An 18612-nucleotide genomic window follows, 5' to 3' on the forward strand; every position below is an offset into this window, starting at 1 on the left:
TGGCCGCATGGACAGAACAGAGACCCTGCTGACGGCACCCGCCGCGCCTGAGCCACCGACTGTCGCACGCCCCGACGAGCACTCGCCGCCGACGCGCCGTTCACCGGCCTGGGCCCGGCCCGCGCTGGCGATCCTGCTGCTCGCCACCGGCGTGCTCTACCTGTGGGGCCTGGGCGCGTCCGGCTGGGCGAACTCGTTCTACGCGGCGGCTGTACAGGCCGGCTCGGTGAGCTGGAAGGCGTTCCTCTACGGCTCGTCGGACGCCGCCAACTCCATTACCGTCGACAAGACACCCGCGTCGTTGTGGTTGATGGCCCTGTCCGTGCGCGTCTTCGGGCTGAACAGCTGGGCGATGCTCGTGCCGCAGGCGCTGTGCGGAGTCGCCTCGGTCGGCGTGCTCCACGCGACGGTGAAGCGCTGGTACGGGCCGGCCGCCGCTCTGATCGCCGGCGCGGTCCTCGCGGTCACCCCGGTGGCGACGCTGATGTTCCGGTTCAACAACCCCGACGCGCTGCTGGTCCTGCTGCTGGTCGCCGGGGCGTACGCCACAGTGCGCGCGTTGGAGACGGCCAGCACCCGGTGGATCGTGCTGGTCGGTGTGCTTGTCGGCTTCGGTTTCCTCACCAAGATGTTGCAGGCGTTCCTGGTGGTGCCGGTCTTCGCCGGCGTCTACCTGCTGGCCGCGCCGACCGGGCTGTGGCGGCGGGTCCGGCAGCTGCTGCTGGCCGGCCTGGCGGTGGTGGTCTCCGCCGGCTGGTGGGTGGCGCTTGTCGAGCTGGTGCCGGCGGGCGCCCGCCCGTATATCGGCGGCTCGCAGGGCAACAGCATCCTGGAGTTGACAGTCGGCTACAACGGGCTCGGCCGGATCACCGGCGAGGAGGTCGGCAGCGTCGGCGGCGGTGGCGCGCGGCCCGGTGGCGGGGGCGGCCCGTTCTCCGGGCAGAGCGGCGTGCTGCGGATGTTCGGCGGCGAGATCGGTGGTCAGGTCTCCTGGCTGCTGCCGGCCGCGCTGATCCTGCTGGCCGCCGGCCTGCTGCTGGCCGGGCGGGCGGCGCGCACCGACCGCACCCGCGCCGGGCTGCTGCTCTGGGGCGGCTGGCTGCTGGTCACCGGCCTGATCTTCAGCTTCATGTCCGGGATCTTCCACGCCTACTACACGGTGGCGCTCGCCCCGGCGATCGGCGCGCTGGTCGGCATCGGCGTGACGCTGCTCTGGCGCGAGCGGCGCCTGGTGGCCACTGCGACGCTCGCCGGCACGCTCGCGGTCACCGTCTGGTGGGCGTGGGTGCTGCTCGGGCGCAGCCCCGACTGGTACCCGTGGCTGCGGACCACGGTGCTCGTCGCCGGCCTGGTCGGCGCGGTGCTGCTCCTGCTGGTCACCCGACTGCCCGGCCGGTTGGTGCCGGTGGTGCTGGGCCTCGGCGCGGCGGCGGCCCTCGCGGGCCCGGTCGCGTACGCGGTGCAGACCGCCGCGACCCCGCACACCGGGTCGATCCCGAGCGCCGGCCCGAACGTGGCGGGCGCGTTCGGTCGGGGCGGCTTCCCCGGCGGGCGACCGCCCGCCGGCATGGAGTTGCCGACCGGCGGCCGATTCCCCGGCGGTTTTCCCGGTGGCGGCCAGTTCCAGGGTGGCTTCCCCGACGGCGGCCAGAACGGGGGCGGTCAGAACGGGGGTCAGGGGCCGGGCTTTCCCGGCGGTGGCCGCAACGGCGGGCCCACCGGCGGGCAGGGACGCTCGGCCGGCGGGGGGATGGGTGGTCTGCTCGACGCCCGTACGCCCAGCGCGGAGCTGCGCGGGCTGTTGGAGCGTGACGCCGACGACTACACCTGGGTGGCGGCGACCGTCGGCTCGAACAACGCCTCCGGCTACCAGCTCGCCACCGGCGAACCGGTGATGCCGATCGGCGGGTTCAACGGCAGCGACCCGTCGCCGACCCTCGCGCAGTTCCAGCGGTACGTGGCCGACGGGAAGATCCACTACTTCCTCGGTGGCGGTGGTTTCCGGGCCAACGGCGGCAGCTCGGCCTCCCAGGAGATCGCCGCCTGGGTCGCGGAGACGTTCACGGCGCAGACCGTCGACGGGGTCACCGTCTACGACCTCAGCGCCGGTACGGAGGCGTCGTGACCGCGCTGGGTGGCCCACGGGCCGCCGTCCAGACCCGACCCACAGCGGCCGTGCTGGACGTGGTGATCCCGGTCCACAACGAGGAGGTCGACCTCGGACCGTGCGTACGGCGGCTGCACGCCCACCTGAGCGCGGACTTCCCGTACCCGTTCCAGATCACCATCGCCGACAACGCCAGCGTCGACGACACCCTGAAGGTGGCCGACGGCCTCGCCGGTGAGCTGCCCGGCGTCGAGGTGCTGCACCTGGACGCCAAGGGGCGGGGGAGGGCGCTCTCCGCCGCCTGGTCGGCGTCGTCCGCGCCGGTGCTGGCGTACATGGACGTGGACCTCTCCACCGACCTGGCGGCGCTGTTGCCGCTTGTCGCGCCGCTCATCTCCGGCCACTCCGACCTGGCGATCGGCACCCGGCTGGCGCGTACCTCCCGGGTGGTGCGCGGCGCCAAGCGGGAGGTGATCTCCCGGGCCTACAACCTGCTGCTGCGCGGGGCGTTGGCGGCGCGGTTCTCCGACGCGCAGTGCGGGTTCAAGGCGATCCGCGCCGACGTGGCAGCGGAGCTGCTGCCGTTGGTGCGGGACACCGGCTGGTTCTTCGACACCGAGCTGCTGGTGCTGGCCCAGCGGGCCGGGCTGCGCATCCACGAGGTGCCGGTGGACTGGGTGGACGACCCGGACAGCCGCGTCGACATCGTGGCCACCGCCCTGGCCGACCTGCGCGGCGTGGGTCGGCTGGGCCGGGCGCTGCTGACCGGCGCGCTGCCACTCGTCGACCTGCGCGCGCAGCTCGGCCGTGCGCCGCTGACCGCGCCGCGGGTCCAGCCCGGTCAGGAGCCGCCCGGTCAGGAGCCGTCCGGGCAGGTGCCGGTCGGGTTGCCCCGGCAGCTGGTCCGGTTCGCGGCGGTGGGGGTGGCGAGCACGCTCGCGTACCTGCTGCTGTTCGTGGCCACCCGGGGCGTGTTGGGCGCGCAGCCGGCGAACCTGTTGGCGCTGTTGGTGACCGCTGTGGCGAACACGGCCGCGAACCGGCGGCTGACGTTCGGCATCAGTGGACGCCGGCACGTCGCCCGGCACCACGCGCAGGGGTTGCTGGCCTTCGCGCTCGGTCTGGCGTTGACGAGCGGCGCACTGGCCGTGCTGCACGCCGTCTCCGCCGTTCCAGCCCGGCCGGTGGAGCTGGCCGTGCTGGTGGCCGCGAACCTGGCCGCCACCGTGCTGCGATTCGTGCTGCTGCGCCTCGGCATGCACCACCGCCGTACCTGAGGCGCCGACCGGTCAGCCGCTCAGCATCTCGGAGAGGACCTCGGCGACGCGGCGGGTGTGCCGCCCGTCGGGGTCCTCGTCGGTGTTCAGGTCGGTCACGCTCATCCCGAGCAGCCGGTCGGCGCGGGCCAGGGGCGTGACCAGCGCGATCAGGTCCGCCCAGCGCGGCCCGTCCGGCTTGGGATAGGTGACCGCGGGCAGGTCGCGCGGGTCCACCACGTCCAGGTCGAGGTGCAGCCAGGCCGGCCCGTCGCCGTCGGCGGCCAGGCTCGCTCCGACGGTCGCCGCGCCCCGACGCAGCAGCTCGGCGGCGTTGACCTGGTGGATCGCCGGGTCGATTCGGGCTGCCTCGATCCGGCTGCTCTCGTCGGTGGCCGGGCGGTGCCCGAGCAGGTGGACGCGGCTCGGCTCGATCAGTGGGCCGTCCGGGCCGACGGCGGCGGCGGGGCCGTGCCCGGTGATCACCGAGAGGTCCATGTCGGCGGCCTCACCTGTCGGCGAGGTCGTGCCGTCGAGGAAGTCCGGGTGGGCGTCGACGAACCACAGGTCGGTCGCCGGGGGCAGGGCCCGGCAGATGCCGGGCAGGATCGCGCAGTCACCGCCGAGCACCAGCGGTCGGTGGCCGTCCGCGATGAGCGCGCCGATCCGCGCGGCGATGGCGCCGCCGGCCCGGACCAGGCCCGCCGCGCCGATCACACCGCTCGCCGGGTCGCGGGTCGGGTCGCGCAGGCGCGCCTCGTCGATCTGCCCGTCGTCGTCGGCGGCCAGGGCCTCGCGCAGGCCGACCCGGCGCAGCGCGGCCGGGGCCCGCTCCTCGCCGCGCCCTGCGCCGGACGAGTCCAGCGGCGCGTCCACGATCATCCAGCGCACGTCCGCAGCGTACCGGCGCGGTCCGCCGTCCCGGCCACATTCTGTGGTGAGGCTGGGAGTACGCCGATGTGCCCGCGACAGCGATGACCACCGGCGTACGGTGAGGGACAAGTCCGGCTTTCTGGGTCAAAAGCCTCATCGGTGTACGCCTGGGACCCGGTGTCGAGACGGCGAGGGCAAGGAGCGATCAGTGGAACATCTGGCCTACCTGGACGCGGGGTCCGGCAGCCTGATCGTGCAGGCGGTCGTCGGCGGGGTGGCTGGCGCCGCGGTCGCCGCGAAGCTCTACTGGCGACGGCTTGTCGACCGGTTCCGCCGGCAACCCACCGACCAGCGCTGAGCAGGCCAGTCCCGACGATGGCGATCTCACCCACCGAGGTACGGCCCGAGCCGGCCTCCTTCCGCGACCCGGCCAACCGGGTCTTCCACGTCGGCGACGAGGTGCTGCGCGGGCTGGACGCCCAGGCCGCCGAGCACTGGCGGGCTCTGACCGGCAGCACGTTCTTCCCGTCGCTCGTCGCCGCGCGCAAGGTCTGCGCCACCGAGGACGCCCCGCCAACCCTGGTGCCCGCCGCGACCGGGACGCCGTGGGCCGCCGTGCTGCGCCACGAGCGCATCCCGTTCGTCTCCCACCCGTACGAGTGGTCGTTCAGCATGCTGCGCGACGCCGCCCTGCTGCACCTGGAGATCCTGAACGCCGCGCTCGGCGAGGGTTTCACCACCAAGGACGGCTCGGCGTACAACCTCCAGTGGCGCGGCGCCGAACCGGTCTTCATCGACATCGGCTCCTTCGAGCCGGTCCGCGACGGCGAACCGTGGGCCGGTTACCGGCAGTTCTGCCAGACGGTGCTCTACCCGTTGATGCTCACCGCCCACCTGGGCGTGGACTTCCAACCGTGGCTGCGCGCCCGGGTCGACGGCATCGAGGCCGACGAGCTACGGCCGCTCTTCAACGGGGCCCGCCGGCTGCGCCCCGGCGTATTGACCCACCTGCACCTGCACGGGGCCATGCAGCAGCGCAACGCCGCCGCCAGCACCACGGAGGTACGCGACCAACTGCGGGCCGCCGGCTTCTCCCGGGAGTTGCTGGTCGCCACCGTACGCGGCATCGAGAAACTGGTCCGCAAGCTGGACCGCCGCCCGCCCGAGAGCCACTGGTCGGACTACCAGCGCACCTGCGGCTACTCGGCCCGCGACCGGGTGGCGAAGGAGCAGTTCGTGGCCGTCGCGGTGGCCGCCGGCAGCCGCCCCCGCCTGGTGCTCGACCTCGGCGCCAACGACGGCCGGTACTCCCGCCTGGCGGCCGGTCACGCCGACTACGTGGTCGCCGTCGAGCAGGACCCGGCAGTCGTCGACGAGCTGTACCGGCAGCTGCGCTCCGAGGGGCAGCGCCGCATCCTGCCGCTGGTGCTGGACCTGGCCGACCCCTCACCGGGTGGCGGCTGGCGGGGCGTCGAGCGGGCCGGCTTCGCCGAGCGGGCGTCCGCCGACGTAGTGCTCGCCCTGGCCGTGGTGCACCACCTGGCGATCGGGCGCAACGTGCCGCTGCCGGAGGTCATCGACTGGCTGGCCGGGCTGACCGCGCCGGGCGGCGCGGTGGTGGTGGAGTTCGTCCACCCGGAGGACCCGATGGCGACCCGACTGCTGGCCAACAAGCCGGCAGGTCTCTTCCCGGACTACCGACGCGACACCTTCGAGTCGTTGCTCGCCGCCCGGGGACGGATCACCGACCGGCTGGAACTGCCCTCAGGCACCCGCACGCTCTACCGGACGGTGATGGGTGGCTGAACCGGCCTCCGTCGACCCACCGGCCCCGCCCGATCGGCCGGCCCCGACCTCCGCACTGTGGGATTGGGGCTGGCGGGGTGAGCTGGCTCGGCTGCTGGAGATCGTCGCGCTGGTCGGGCTGGTGGTCACCCAGCCGCTGCTGGACGTGCTCGGCCGCAGCCCTGACTTCTTCCTCTTCCACCGCGCCGGCCCGGCTCAGATCCTGCTGCTGGTCGCCCTGGTGACGGTGCTCCCCACGGCCGCGGTGGCGCTGCTCGGCGCGCTCAGCCGACTGGCCGGCCGGACCGCCCGCGCCGTCACGCACACCGGGCTGGTCGGGCTGCTTGTCGCCGCCCTCGCCGTTCAGGTGGGCCGGCACGTGACGCCGCTTCGGGGCGTACCGCTGCTGCTGGTGGCCGTGCTGGCCGGAGCCGCCGGCGCGGCCGCGCACCGGCGGTGGCGGGCGCCGGGCCGGGTGCTGCGACTGGCCGCCGCCGGCCCGGTGGCCTTCGTGGCGCTGTTCCTGCTCGTCTCACCCACCTCGGCGGTGGTCCTGCCGCGCAGCGACGGCGGTGCGGCCGGCACCGCGCAGGGCGCGGCCGTGCACCCGCCGGTGGTCATGCTGATCCTCGACGAGCTGCCACTGGTCAGCCTGCTCGGCGCGGACGGGAAAATCGACGCCGCGCGGTACCCGCACTTCGCCGAGCTGGCCGGCGGCTCCACCTGGTACCGCAACTCCACAGGGGTCAGCGGGTGGACGCCCAACGCGCTGCCGGCGATGCTCACCGGCCGCTACCCGGCGCGGTCGGTCGCCCCGCACTACTCGCAGTACCCGGACAACATCTTCACCGCCTTCGGCGGCCTGTACGACGTCCGCGCCGAGGAGAGCATCACCCGCCTCTGCCCACCCAGTCGCTGCGAGCAGCCGGTCACCCCGGAGCAGGGGCTCGGCGTGCTGGTCCGGGAGACCGGCAAGCTGCTCGGCCGGGTCGCCGGGCCGACGGAGAGCGCTGTCGACCCGGAGGACTCCTACCGCGAGCAGACCCGGGCCGAGGCCGGCCTGGACGCCGCCGAGCCGGTGCCGGCCGACCCGAAGTTCCGCTGGGACAGCCTGGACGACAACCAGCCTGCCCGGTTCACCAGCTTCCTCGCCGGGCTGAAGCCGACCACCCGGCCCACCCTGCACTTCCTGCACCTGCTGATGCCGCACTCACCGTGGGCGTACCTGCCGTCCGGCGCGCGCTACGACGCCCCCGAGGACCTGCCCAACGACGGCGCCGGGTGGGTCGACCTGGCCCGGCAGCGGCACCTCGCCCAGCTCGGCTACACCGACCGGCTGATCGGCGAGACGCTGCGGACGCTGCGCGCCAACGGCCTCTACGACCAGGCCCTCGTCGTGGTGACCGCCGACCACGGGGTCAGCTTCCGCCCCGGCGCCCAGGGTCGGGGCATGGACGCCATCAAGGCCGCCGCCGGTGAGGTCGCCTGGGTGCCGACGTTCGTCAAGGAACCCCGGCAGCAGACCGGCCGGGTGGACGACCGCAACTGGGAACACGTCGACCTGCTGCCGACAGTGGCCGACGAGGCCGGCATCCGGCTGCCCTGGCGGGTCGACGGGCGCTCCGCCCGGCAGGCCCCCCGCACCGACGGTACGAAGCACTTCTACGACCGCCCCGGCGAACCTGTCACCTTCCCCGGTGGCGTGCCCGCCCCGCCACCTCTGCCGACACCCCACCCGCTGGTCGGCACCGAGGTACGCGCCGGCCCGGCCGCCGGCAGCGCCCGAGTCGCCGACCTGGCCGCGTTCACCTCCACCGACCCGGACACCGGCACCCTCCCGGCACTGGTCTGGGGAGACGTCCCGGACCGGATCCCGGACGGCACCCTCCTCGCCGTCGCCGTCAACGGCCGCATCGGGGCGGTCGTCCCGGTGGTGCCGGCCGACCCCGGGGGACGCCGGTTCGCCGCGCTGCTCGCCGACGACAAGCTGTTCCACGCCGGCACCAACAAGCTCGACGTCTTCCAGGTCGCGACGGACGGTACGCTGCGACGCCTCGCTCTGTCCTGACCTGGCTCCCGGGTGGGGTCCGGCCCGGTCCCGGCTGGCGGGATGCCGGGTTTCCCGGCCGCCCGGTCGGGAATCGGGTGACGCATACCTCACCGCCGAACCACGGCGGGCGTTGTCCCCCGAGCCGCAATTACGGTAGAAGCGAAGGCAATTCAACGTAGATCTGCCGGCGAAGCGAGGAACCACATGACGGAAGTCAAGCTCGATCACCCCGGTGGGCAGCTGTCGATGCCGGTGCATCCTGCGGTCGAGGGCCCCGCCGGTATCGGGGTGAGCAAGCTGCTGAAAGAAACCGGGATGACCACGTACGACCCCGGTTTTGTCAACACCGCCGCTGCCTCATCCGCGATCACCTACATCGACGGCGACGCGGGGATCCTGCGTTACCGGGGGTACCCGATCGAGCAGCTGGCCGAGAAGTCCTCCTTCCTGGAGGTCTCCTACCTGCTCATCTACGGTGAGCTGCCGACCGAGCAGCAGCTGACCGAGTTCACCGAGTGGATTCGGCGGCACTCGCTGCTGCACGAGGAGATGCGCCGCTTCTTCGACGGCTTCCCCCGGGACGCCCACCCGATGGCGGTGCTCTCGTCCGCGGTGAGCGCCCTGTCCACCTTTTACCAGGACAGCCTGGACCCGTTCGACTCCGAGCACGTGGAGATCTCCACGGTCCGGCTGATGGCGAAGGTCCCCACCATCGCCTCGTACGCCTACAAGAAGTCCATCGGTCAGCCGCTGCTGTACCCGGACAACTCGCTGGGGTACGTGGACAACCTGCTGCGGATGACGTTCGGCGTGCCGGCGGAGCCGTACGAGGTCGACCCGGTGATGTCGAAGGTGCTGGACATGCTCTTCGTCCTGCACGCCGACCACGAGCAGAACTGCTCCACGTCGACGGTCCGGCTGGTCGGCTCCAGCAACGCCAACCTGTTCGCCTCGGTCTCGGCCGGCGTGAACGCGCTGTTCGGCCCGCTGCACGGCGGGGCCAACCAGGCGGTGCTGGAGATGCTCCAGCAGATTCACGCCGGCGACGGCGACGTCCGGTCCTTCGTCCGCAAGGTCAAGGACAAGCAGGACGGCGTCAAGCTGATGGGCTTCGGCCACCGGGTCTACAAGAACTACGACCCGCGGGCGGCGATCGTCAAGAAGGCCGCGCAGGACGTGCTGGGCCGGATGGCCAAGCCGGACCCGCTGCTGGACATCGCCATGGAGCTGGAGGAGATCGCCCTCGCCGACGACTTCTTCGTCTCCCGTCGGCTCTACCCGAACGTGGACTTCTACACCGGCCTGATCTACAAGGCCATGGGCTTCCCGACGAAGATGTTCACGGTCCTCTTCGCGCTCGGCCGGCTCCCCGGCTGGATCGCCCAGTGGCGCGAGATGATCAACGACCCGGAGACCAAGATCGGCCGTCCGCGGCAGGTCTACGTCGGCTCGGCCGAGCGGGACTACGTCCCCTTCAACGAGCGCTGACCCGCTCCTCGCTTCACCGGCAGGCCGCCGACCCGCTCAGGGGTCGGCGGCCTGCCGCCTTTCCGGGCGGAGCCGCCCCTGCGTGACCGATACCGGCTCTTCGCCTGATCGACTCGGCTTCTCGAAGTTGGCGGCGGGTGGTCGGTGACGGGGCGGGCGGTCAGAAGGCGGAGATGCTCCGGGCCCGCTCGCTGCGACTCAAGGCGCTGATCAGCGCGGACTGGCCGTTGCGACGCACGGCCAGTCGGACCAGCAGGTCACGTACCGGGTCGAAGACCTCCGCCGGGAACTCCGGCGTGGGTACGCCGATGCTGACCGCTAGGTCATCGGAGTGGACAACGATCTCCAGTTGACGCGTGAGCAGGAACTCGCTGCGCGGGAGGGCCCAGCCCTGCCACGGGATCGGCACGACCGCACCGGCGGCCCGCCGCGACAGCAGGTCGACCACCTCGTCCAGCGCCTGAGCGGAACGGGCCTGAAGATCGGCCGGCCCCCGTACGGCGTCGGCTTCGTCCGGACCCTCGGCGACCGAGGCCTCGTCCGGGGAACCTTCGGTGACCCAAGCGGCTCGCTCGTAGTGGTTGTCGGCCGACTCCAGCACCGGCAGGTCGTTCGGCGTCGGCAGCAGCTCCGCCACGCGTACCGCCTGACGCCCCAGGTGGCACGCCAGGCCACCCACGGACAGGTGCGGCAGCGCGCTCGGGCTCGACCACTGCTCGGACACCTCGGGGCGTCGGATCAGGTCCAGCGCGATCGCGGCGGCGATGGGAAAAGTGGCATCAAGGGCGTCGACAGGACGAGACATCCGCACATCCTGACAGGCCCCGCCGACCGACGCCGAGCAGCACAGCCCGGCCCGGCCCGGCGCGGCCATGCGGCTGTGCGGCCCGGCTTGCGCTGCGCGGCGCTCATCGCGGCGTGATCGACTCGGCTTGCAGGAAGTCGGGGCGTCCCCAACACCGGGACACCCCGACTTCAAGAAAACCGAGTCGATCAACCTACGGGCCGGCGAGGGGTCAGCGCAGGCCGGCGGCGGCGAGCAGGTTGCCTTCCGGGAGCGCCGGGAGCGCGCGCCCCTGGGACATCCGCTGTTCGGCGCGCTCGGCGGTGAACGCGGCGTCGGTGTGGATGGCGGCGGCGTAGCTGGCGGCGGTGCGTTGGGCGATCGCGGCCCAGCCGTACTGGTCGTGGACCATCCGGCGGGCGTGGCGGGCCATGGCGCGGGCGCGGTCGGCGTCGGACAGCAGCGCGTCCACGGCGTCGGTCAGGCTGTCCGGGTCGTGCGGGCGGAAGGTCATCCCGGTGACGCCCGGCTCGACGATCTCGGCGAGGCCACCGGTGGCGGCGACGGCGACGGGAGCGCCGGCCGCGGCGCCTTCGAGGGCGACCATGCCGAACGGCTCGTAGATGCTGGGCACGGCGAAGCAGTCGGACGCGGCCATCAGCGCCGGCAGGTCGGTGCCGCCGAGGAAGCCCGGCATGGTGACCATGCCGCCGAGGCCGCGGCGGTGCACCTCGGCCTCCAACTCCGCACGGTACGGGCCGTCGCCGGCGATCACGGCGCGCAGCCCCGGGTGCCGCTCGCGCAGCCGGGGCAGCGCGGCGATCAGGTGCTGTACGCCCTTCTCGTACACGAGGCGGCCGGCGAAGGTGACGAGCGGGCCGTCCCCGGCGAAGCGGGCGCGGGCGGCGGCCACGGCGCGGGCGGGCACCCGCCAGCGGTGTGGCTCCACGCCGTTGGCGACCACGTCGACCCGTCCGGCCGGTACGCCGAACAGCGCGTTCACCTCGTCGCGCATGTACCCGGAGCAGACGATCACCCGGTTGGACTCGCTGCTGAGCCACTGCTCGACGCCGTGGATGGTGCGGTTCATCTCCTCCGGCAGCCAGCCCTGGTGCCGGCCGGCCTCGGTGGCGTGGATCGTGCTGACCAGCGGGATGTCCAGGTGGTCGCGCAACGTCATCGCGGTGTGCGCGACGAGCCAGTCGTGGGCGTGGATGACGTCGTAGGCACCGGCCTGGGTGGCGCGCAGGGCGGTGCGGGTGAGGGTGTGGTTGAAGGCCATGGTCCAGGCCAGCAGTGAGCCGGTGGCGAGGGGGAAGGTGACCGGGTCCTCGGGGGCGCGCAGGATGCGCACGCCGTCGGCGTACTCCTCCAGGGGTGCGCCCTCGGAGTGGCGGGTGACGACGGTGACCTCGTGGCCGGCGGCGGCGAGGGCCACCGACAACGCGTGCACGTGTCGGCCGAGGCCGCCGACGAGCACCGGCGGGTACTCCCAGGACAGCATGAGGATGCGGCGGGTCTGCGGGGGCACCCCGGGGCCGGACTGCGTCGGCACGGGCGTGCCGGGCTGCGCGGTGGGACCGGGCTGCGCTGTGGGACCGGGCTGCACGGGGGGCCGGGAGGTCACTGTGGGCCGGTGGGCCCGGTCCTTGGTGGCAGCGAGCTGCTCGTCGACCCGCAGGGTCGTCACATCAATCTCCGTCCATGCATGGTGGTACGCGCCGGCGTCAGTGGCGGCGGAGCGAGAGGTGTAAGGGGTGGCTGAGGGCCTGGCGGGACGCGCGCGGACGCTTGCCCCCGAACAAGGAAAGTCCATCGGGACCAAGAACGCACCTCGAAAAGGGTCATCGTGACGGAGGACACCCGAGTGGTGTAGCGCGCATCAGACAGGTGGTTTCCGGGCAGTGCTGCAAGGATGGATTGGCGCGTCCGGTCGGGGGGCAATACCCGCGTGCGCGCGGGCGGAGTCGCCGGTGCGCACATGACCATGGTCTGAAGGAGCGACATGCAGGTCTGGCCGGGCGAGCGGTACCCCCTTGGCGCCACCTACGACGGGATGGGCACCAACTTCGCCATCTTCTCCGAGGTGGCCGAGCGGATCGAGCTGTGCCTCTTCGACGAGTGGGACACCGGCGCGGAGCGCCGCGTCGAGCTGCGCGAGGTGGACGCGTACGTGTGGCACGCGTACCTGCCGGGCGTCGAGCCGGGTCAGCGCTACGGCTACCGGGTGCACGGCCCGTACGACCAGGCGAACGGGCTGCGCTGCAACCCGCACAAGCTGCTGATCGACCCGTACGCCAAGGCCATCGACGGTGACGTGCAGTGGGACCCGGCGGTCTACGACTACGACCTGGACGAGCCGGAGCGAATGTCGGAGGCCGACTCGGCGCCGTTCATGCCGAAGTCAGTGGTGGTCAACCCGTACTTCGACTGGGGCAACGACAGGCCGCCGCGCACTCCTTACCACCACTCGGTGATCTACGAGGCGCACGTGCGTGGGCTGACCATGCGTCACCCGGACATCCCGGAGGAGCTGCGCGGCACGTACGCGGGCATCGCCTCCCCGCCGATGATCGACTATCTGACCCGGCTCGGGGTGACGGCGATCGAGCTGATGCCCGTGCACCAGTTCATCCACGACAACCGCCTCGTCGACCTGGGGCTGCGCAACTACTGGGGTTACAACACCATCGGCTTCTTCGCACCGCACCACGGCTACTCGGCGCTGGGCCGCACCGGCCAGCAGGTGCAGGAGTTCCGGGGCATGGTGAAGGCGCTGCACGCGGCAGGCATCGAGGTCATCCTCGACGTGGTCTACAACCACACCGCCGAGGGCAACCACCTCGGGCCGACGCTGAGCTTCAAGGGCGTGGACGCGCCGAGCTACTACCGGCTCAGCGAGGAGGACCGCCGCTACTTCGTCGACTACACGGGCACCGGCAACAGCCTCAACGTGCGCAGCCCGCACTCGCTGCAACTGATCATGGATTCGCTGCGGTACTGGGTGACCGAGATGCACGTCGACGGTTTCCGGTTCGACCTGGCGGCCACCCTGGCCCGCGAGTTCTACGAGGTGGACCGGCTCTCGACCTTCTTCGAGGTGGTGCAGCAGGACCCGGTGGTCAGCCGGGTGAAGCTGATCGCCGAGCCGTGGGACGTCGGCCCCGGCGGCTACCAGGTGGGCAACTTCCCGCCGCTGTGGACGGAGTGGAACGGCAAGTACCGCGACACAGTGCGGGACTTCTGGCGCGGTGAGCCGGCCACCCTCGCGGAGTTCGCGTCCCGGATCTCCGGCTCGGCCGACCTCTACCAGGACGACGGCCGCCGCCCGTTCCACAGCATCAACTTCGTCACCGTGCATGACGGGTTCACCCTCAACGACCTGGTGTCCTACAACGACAAGCACAACGAGGCCAACGGCGAGGAGAACCGGGACGGCGAGAGCCACAACCGGTCCTGGAACTGTGGGGTCGAGGGCGACACCGACGACGGGGCGGTGCTGGCGCTGCGGGCCAAGCAGCGGCGTAACTTCCTGGCCACCCTGATGCTGTCGCAGGGCGTGCCGATGATCGGCCACGGTGACGAGCTGGGCCGCACCCAGCACGGCAACAACAACGTCTACTGCCAGGACAGCGAGCTGGCCTGGGTCGACTGGGACAACGTCGACGAGCAGCTGTTGGAGTTCGTGCAGACGCTCACCGCGTTCCGCAAGAGGCACCAGGTGTTCCGGCGTCGCCGCTTCTTCACCGGCCTGCCGGTGAACGGGCGCGGCATCGACGAGCCGCTGCCCGACCTGGCCTGGCACACCCCGGACGGGCGGGAGATGACCGGCGAGGACTGGGGCAACGACTTCGGCCGGTCGGTGGCGCTCTTCGTCAACGGCGAGGGCATCCGCGAGCGCGGCCAGTACGGCCAGAAGCACCACGACACGTCGTTCCTGCTCTGCTTCAACGCCCACGACGCGCCGCTGGACTTCACCATGCCCGGCAGCGAGTACGGCCAGAAGTGGGAACGGGTGATCAGCACTGCCGAACCCGAGCCGGGCGACGCCACGGTGATCAGCGCGGGCGGCACCATCCGGGTGCCGGACCGGTCCCTCGTCGTGCTGGAGAGGACGATCTGACATGCCGGCCACCCCTCCCACTGCCACCTACCGGGTCCAGGTCCGCCCCGGCTTCGACCTGGACGCCACCGCCGCGATCGTCGACTACCTGGACGACCTCGGCGTCAGCCACCTCTACAGCGCCCCGCTGCTGACCGCGACGCCCGGCTCCCAGCACGGATACGACGTGGTCGACCACCGGGCCGTCAACCCGGAGCTGGGCGGGGAGGCCGCCCGGCAGCGGCTGCTGCGCGCGCTGCGCGACAGGCACCTCGGCCTGGTGGTCGACATCGTGCCCAACCACGCCGGGGTCGCCGTCCCCGCCGCGAATCCGGCCTGGTGGGACGTGCTGCGCCGGGGGCGCGACTCGGCGTACGCCGACTGGTTCGACATCGACTGGGACCGGGGCCGGCTGCTGTTGCCGGTGCTTGCCGACGACGAGTCCGCCCTGGATGACCTCAAGGTCGTCGACGGGGAGCTGCGCTACCACGAGCACCGCTTCCCGGTCGCCGACGGCACCGGCGACGGCAGCGCGGCCCAGGTGCACGACCGGCAGCACTACCAGCTGGTCTCCTGGCGTCGCGGTGACGCCGAGCTGACGTACCGCCGGTTCTTCGCCATCGCGGGCCTGGCGGGTCTGCGCGTGGAGGACCCGGCGGTCTTCGCCGCCACCCACGAACTGGTCCTGCGCTGGGCCGCCGCCGGGGAGGTCGACGGCATCCGCGTCGACCACCCGGACGGCCTGCGCGACCCGGCCGGCTACCTGACCCGGTTGCGGGCCGCCGCGCCGGACGCCTGGCTCGTGGTGGAGAAGATCCTGGAGTACGGCGAGGAGCTGCCGGACTGGCCGGTGGACGGCACCACCGGCTACGACGCCTTGGCCGCGGTCGGCGGGCTCTTCGTCGACACCGACGCCGAGGGTGACTTCACCGCGCTGGACAACCGGCTGACCGGGCAGCACACCTCCTGGGAGGACCTGACCCACGCCACCAAACTGGCCGCCGCCACCCAGCTGCTCGCCGCCGAGCTGACCCGGCTGGCCGCCCTCGCCCCCGAGGTGCCCACCGAGCAGGCCCGCGCGGCGCTCGCAGAGCTGGCCGCCGCGTTCGCCGTCTACCGGGGCTACCCGCCGCACGGCGCCCGGCACCTCGCCGCCGCCCGCTCCGAGGCCGGCCGCCGCCGCCCCGACCTGGCCATCGCCCTGGACGCGGTCACCCGCCGGCTGCGCGACCCCGGCGACGAGCTGGCCCAACGATTCCCGCAGCTCACCGGCGCGGTGATGGCCAAGGGCGTGGAGGACACCGCGTTCTACCGCTGGACCCGGTTCGTGGCGCTCAACGAGGTCGGCGGCAGCCCCGCCCACTTCGGGGTGCCGCCCGCGGAGTTCCACCGCTTCGCCGGCGCCCGCCAGGTCCGCTGGCCCGCCAGCATGACCACCCTCTCCACCCACGACACCAAACGCGGCGAGGACGTCCGCGCCCGCCTCGCCGTGCTCAGCGAGCTGCCGGGCCGCTGGGCCGAGCAGGTCAAGACCTGGATGGAGTACGCGCCGCTGCCCGACCCGGCGTTCGCCCACCTGCTCTGGCAGACCGCCGTCGGCGCGTGGCCGATCGAGCGGGAGCGGCTGCACGCGTACGTCGAGAAGGCTGCCCGGGAGGCCGGCGCCTCGACCAGTTGGGCTGACCCCGAACCGGCCTTCGAGCAGGCAGTGCACGCAGTGGTCGACCGGATGTACGACGACCCGAGCCTGCACGACGAGCTGACCGAACTCGCCGCCGCCATCGCCCCGGCCGGCTGGTGCAACGCGCTCGGGCAGAAGCTGATCCAACTCACCATGCCCGGTGTGCCGGACACCTACCAGGGCACCGAGCTGTGGGACAACTCCCTCGTCGACCCGGACAACCGCCGCCCCGTCGACTTCGACGTACGCCGAGAGCTGCTGGCACGCATCGACGGCGGCTGGCGTCCCCCGGTCGACACCGACGGAGCGGCGAAGCTGCTCGTCGTGTCGCGGACCCTGCGGTTGCGGCGGGCGCACCCGGAGCTGTTCACCACCTACCGGCCCGTGCCCGCACACGGCCCGGTGGGCCGGCACGTGATGGCCTTCGACCGGGGCGGCGTGATCGCCGTGGCGACCCGGCTGCCGCTCGGGCTGGCCCGCGCCGGTGGGTGGTGCGACACAGCCCTGTCACTTCCCGTTCACGAGATGAAGGACCTGTTCACCGGCCGGGTCTACAGTGGCGGAGAGACGTCGCTGGACACTCTTCTGGCCGATTACCCCGTCGCTCTGCTGGCTCCTCCCACCGCTGCCGAGGAGGCCGTTTCATGACCGAATTCTCCGTCTGGGCACCGGACGCCACCCGGGTACGGCTGCGCCTGGCCGGCGACACCGACCACGAGATGCGCGCCGCCGCCGACGGCTGGTGGCAGGTCGAGGTGCCCGACGCGGGCCTCGACTACTCCTTTCTGCTGAACGACGACGAAACCCCACTGCCCGACCCCCGGTCACCGTGGCAGCCTGCGGGAGTGCACGGGCCGAGCCGCCGCTACGACCACGCCGAATTCGCGTGGTCCGACACCTCGTGGACCGGTCGGCAACTGCCCGGCAGCATCCTCTACGAGCTGCACATCGGCACCTTCACCCCGGACGGCACCTTCGACGCCGCCATCGAGCGCCTCGACCACCTGGTGTCGCTGGGCGTCGACCTGATCGAACTGCTCCCGGTCAACGCCTTCAACGGCGAACACAACTGGGGGTACGACGGCGTCTGCTGGTACGCCCCACATGAGCCCTACGGCGGCCCCGACGGCCTGAAACGGTTCGTCGACGCCGCCCACGCCAAGGGGCTGGGGGTGATCCTCGACGTTGTCTACAACCATTTCGGGCCCTCCGGGGCCTACGCGCCGCAGTTCGGGCCCTACCTCGCCGAGCAGAGCAACAGTTGGGGCCGCTCGGTCAACCTGGACGGCCCGCACTCCGACGAGGTGCGCCGCTACATCATCGACAGCGTGCTCATGTGGCTGCGCGACTACCACGTCGACGGGCTGCGGCTGGATGCCGTGCACGCCCTGCCGGACACCCGGGCGGTGCCTCTGCTCGAAGAGTTGGCCATCGAGGTCGAGTCGCTGTCGACGCACCTGGGACGGCCGCTGTCGCTCATCGCCGAATCCGACCTCAACGACCCGCGGCTCATCACCCCTCGCGAGGCGGGTGGGTTCGGGCTGCACGCCCAGTGGAACGACGACGCCCACCACGCGCTGCACACGTTGCTGACGGGGGAGCGGCAGGGGTACTACGGGGACTTCGGGTCCCTGGAGACGCTGTCGGACGTGCTGACCGGCGGGTTCTTCCACGCTGGCACCTGGTCCAGCTTCCGCAACCGGCACCATGGGCGGCCTGTCGATCCTCGGGTGCCTGGGCACCGGTTCGTGGCCTACCTGCAGAACCATGATCAGATCGGGAACCGGGCTACCGGGGATCGGATCTCGGCTTCGCTGTCGCCTTCGCTGCTCCGCGTTGGGGCTACGTTGCTGCTGACGGCGCCGTTCACTCCCATGCTGTTCATGGGGGAGGAGTGGGCGGCCTCGACGCCGTGGCAGTTCTTCACCTCGCACCCTGAGCCGGAGCTGGCTTCGGCGGTGCGGACCGGGCGGCGGCGGGAGTTTGCCTCGCACGGGTGGCCCGAGGGGGACGTGCCTGATCCGCAGGACCCGGAGACGTTCGTGCGGTCGCGGTTGGACTGGGCGGAGCTGGACAAGCCTGAGCATGCTTCGATGCTGGCCTTTTACCAGCGGTTGATCGCCCTGCGGCGCTCTCTCCCTGATCTTTCGGATCCTCGGTTGAACGTTGTTTCTGTGCAGCATGGGGATCAGTTCCTGCTGATGCGGCGGGGGGACACCCTTGTCGTGGCGAACCTGGCTGGGCGGGGGCAGGGGGTGTCGCTGCCCGGGGTGGCTCGGCGGGTGCTGTTGGCGACCGGGGAGGGCGTCACCGTCATGCGGGACCGGATCGAGCTGCCAGCGGAGACTGCGGCGATCGTGGCGCTATGACGTCTACGCCAGCGGCTTTGGCTGCAGGCCCGAGCTGTCTCAGCAAGCTCACCATCCAGGTCATCCTTGCCCTATTTTACGAATGCGAATCCATGCACCAAGCCACCACTGACTATT

At 72.0% G+C, this 18612-nt stretch carries 12 protein-coding genes; 9 read left to right on the plus strand and 3 right to left on the minus strand.

Annotated elements, in window-relative coordinates; all coding sequences use genetic code 11:
- Positions 1–7 precede the first annotated feature (7 nt).
- Entirely contained in the window at positions 8–2125 is a 2118-nt protein-coding gene (locus ACQP0U_RS13825) for an ArnT family glycosyltransferase (RefSeq protein ID WP_433319246.1), read from the plus strand.
- The gene (locus ACQP0U_RS13830) at positions 2122–3384 is read left to right on the plus strand and encodes a glycosyltransferase (protein WP_433319248.1); all 1263 of its coding nucleotides are present in this window, start codon (positions 2122–2124) and stop codon (positions 3382–3384) included. The genes ACQP0U_RS13825 and ACQP0U_RS13830 overlap by 4 nt, the downstream gene beginning before the upstream one ends.
- Before the next feature lie 12 nt (positions 3385–3396).
- Here ACQP0U_RS13830 and ACQP0U_RS13835 read toward each other — a convergent pair whose 3' ends face one another.
- Positions 3397–4245 (minus strand): arginase family protein, encoded by an 849-nt coding sequence (locus ACQP0U_RS13835; protein WP_433320810.1) that lies wholly within the window; start codon positions 4243–4245, stop codon positions 3397–3399.
- 199 nt (positions 4246–4444) lie between these two features.
- On the opposite strand from ACQP0U_RS13835, the gene ACQP0U_RS13840 reads away from it, so the two are divergent.
- The 4 genes from ACQP0U_RS13840 to ACQP0U_RS13855 all read left to right on the plus strand — a co-directional run bounded on the left by ACQP0U_RS13840 (position 4445) and on the right by ACQP0U_RS13855 (position 9559).
- A complete protein-coding gene (locus tag ACQP0U_RS13840; protein ID WP_165947858.1) occupies positions 4445–4594 on the plus strand; it encodes a hypothetical protein in 150 nt (49 codons plus the stop codon).
- A 17-nt stretch (positions 4595–4611) separates the two neighbouring features.
- Positions 4612–6042 carry a class I SAM-dependent methyltransferase gene (locus ACQP0U_RS13845; RefSeq protein ID WP_433319250.1) on the plus strand — a complete coding sequence of 477 codons (1431 nt, stop codon included), beginning with the start codon at positions 4612–4614 and terminating at the stop codon, positions 6040–6042.
- 55 nt (positions 6043–6097) lie between these two features.
- The gene (locus ACQP0U_RS13850; protein WP_433320813.1) at positions 6098–8089 is read left to right on the plus strand and encodes a sulfatase-like hydrolase/transferase; all 1992 of its coding nucleotides are present in this window, start codon (positions 6098–6100) and stop codon (positions 8087–8089) included.
- Between the two features lie 186 nt (positions 8090–8275).
- Positions 8276–9559, plus strand: a complete 1284-nt coding sequence (locus ACQP0U_RS13855) for a citrate synthase (protein ID WP_396784726.1) — start codon at positions 8276–8278, stop codon at positions 9557–9559.
- A gap of 160 nt (positions 9560–9719) precedes the next feature.
- Here the strand turns inward: ACQP0U_RS13855 and ACQP0U_RS13860 are convergent, their stop codons facing one another.
- Complete coding sequence (locus tag ACQP0U_RS13860) at positions 9720–10364, minus strand: maleylpyruvate isomerase N-terminal domain-containing protein (RefSeq protein WP_433319254.1); 645 nt, start codon at positions 10362–10364, stop codon at positions 9720–9722.
- Positions 10365–10575: 211 nt separating this feature from the next.
- A complete protein-coding gene (locus tag ACQP0U_RS13865) occupies positions 10576–12033 on the minus strand; it encodes a glycosyltransferase family 4 protein (RefSeq protein ID WP_433319257.1) in 1458 nt (485 codons plus the stop codon).
- 315 nt (positions 12034–12348) lie between these two features.
- Here ACQP0U_RS13865 and glgX point away from each other — a divergent pair, with 315 nt between their 5' ends.
- Genes glgX through treZ form a run of 3 tightly spaced genes read left to right on the plus strand, consistent with a single transcriptional unit; the run spans position 12349 to position 18495 of the window.
- Positions 12349–14466 (plus strand): glycogen debranching protein GlgX, encoded by a 2118-nt coding sequence (gene glgX / locus ACQP0U_RS13870; protein ID WP_433319260.1) that lies wholly within the window; start codon positions 12349–12351, stop codon positions 14464–14466.
- Between the two features lies 1 nt (position 14467).
- Entirely contained in the window at positions 14468–16774 is a 2307-nt protein-coding gene (gene treY, locus ACQP0U_RS13875; RefSeq protein ID WP_433319262.1) for a malto-oligosyltrehalose synthase, read from the plus strand.
- The gene (gene treZ, locus ACQP0U_RS13880; RefSeq protein ID WP_433319265.1) at positions 16771–18495 is read left to right on the plus strand and encodes a malto-oligosyltrehalose trehalohydrolase; all 1725 of its coding nucleotides are present in this window, start codon (positions 16771–16773) and stop codon (positions 18493–18495) included. The genes treY and treZ overlap by 4 nt, the downstream gene beginning before the upstream one ends.
- Positions 18496–18612: the final 117 nt, after the last annotated feature.

This window comes from Micromonospora sp. CA-269861 (assembly GCF_050948505.1).
Lineage (GTDB): Bacteria > Actinomycetota > Actinomycetes > Mycobacteriales > Micromonosporaceae > Micromonospora.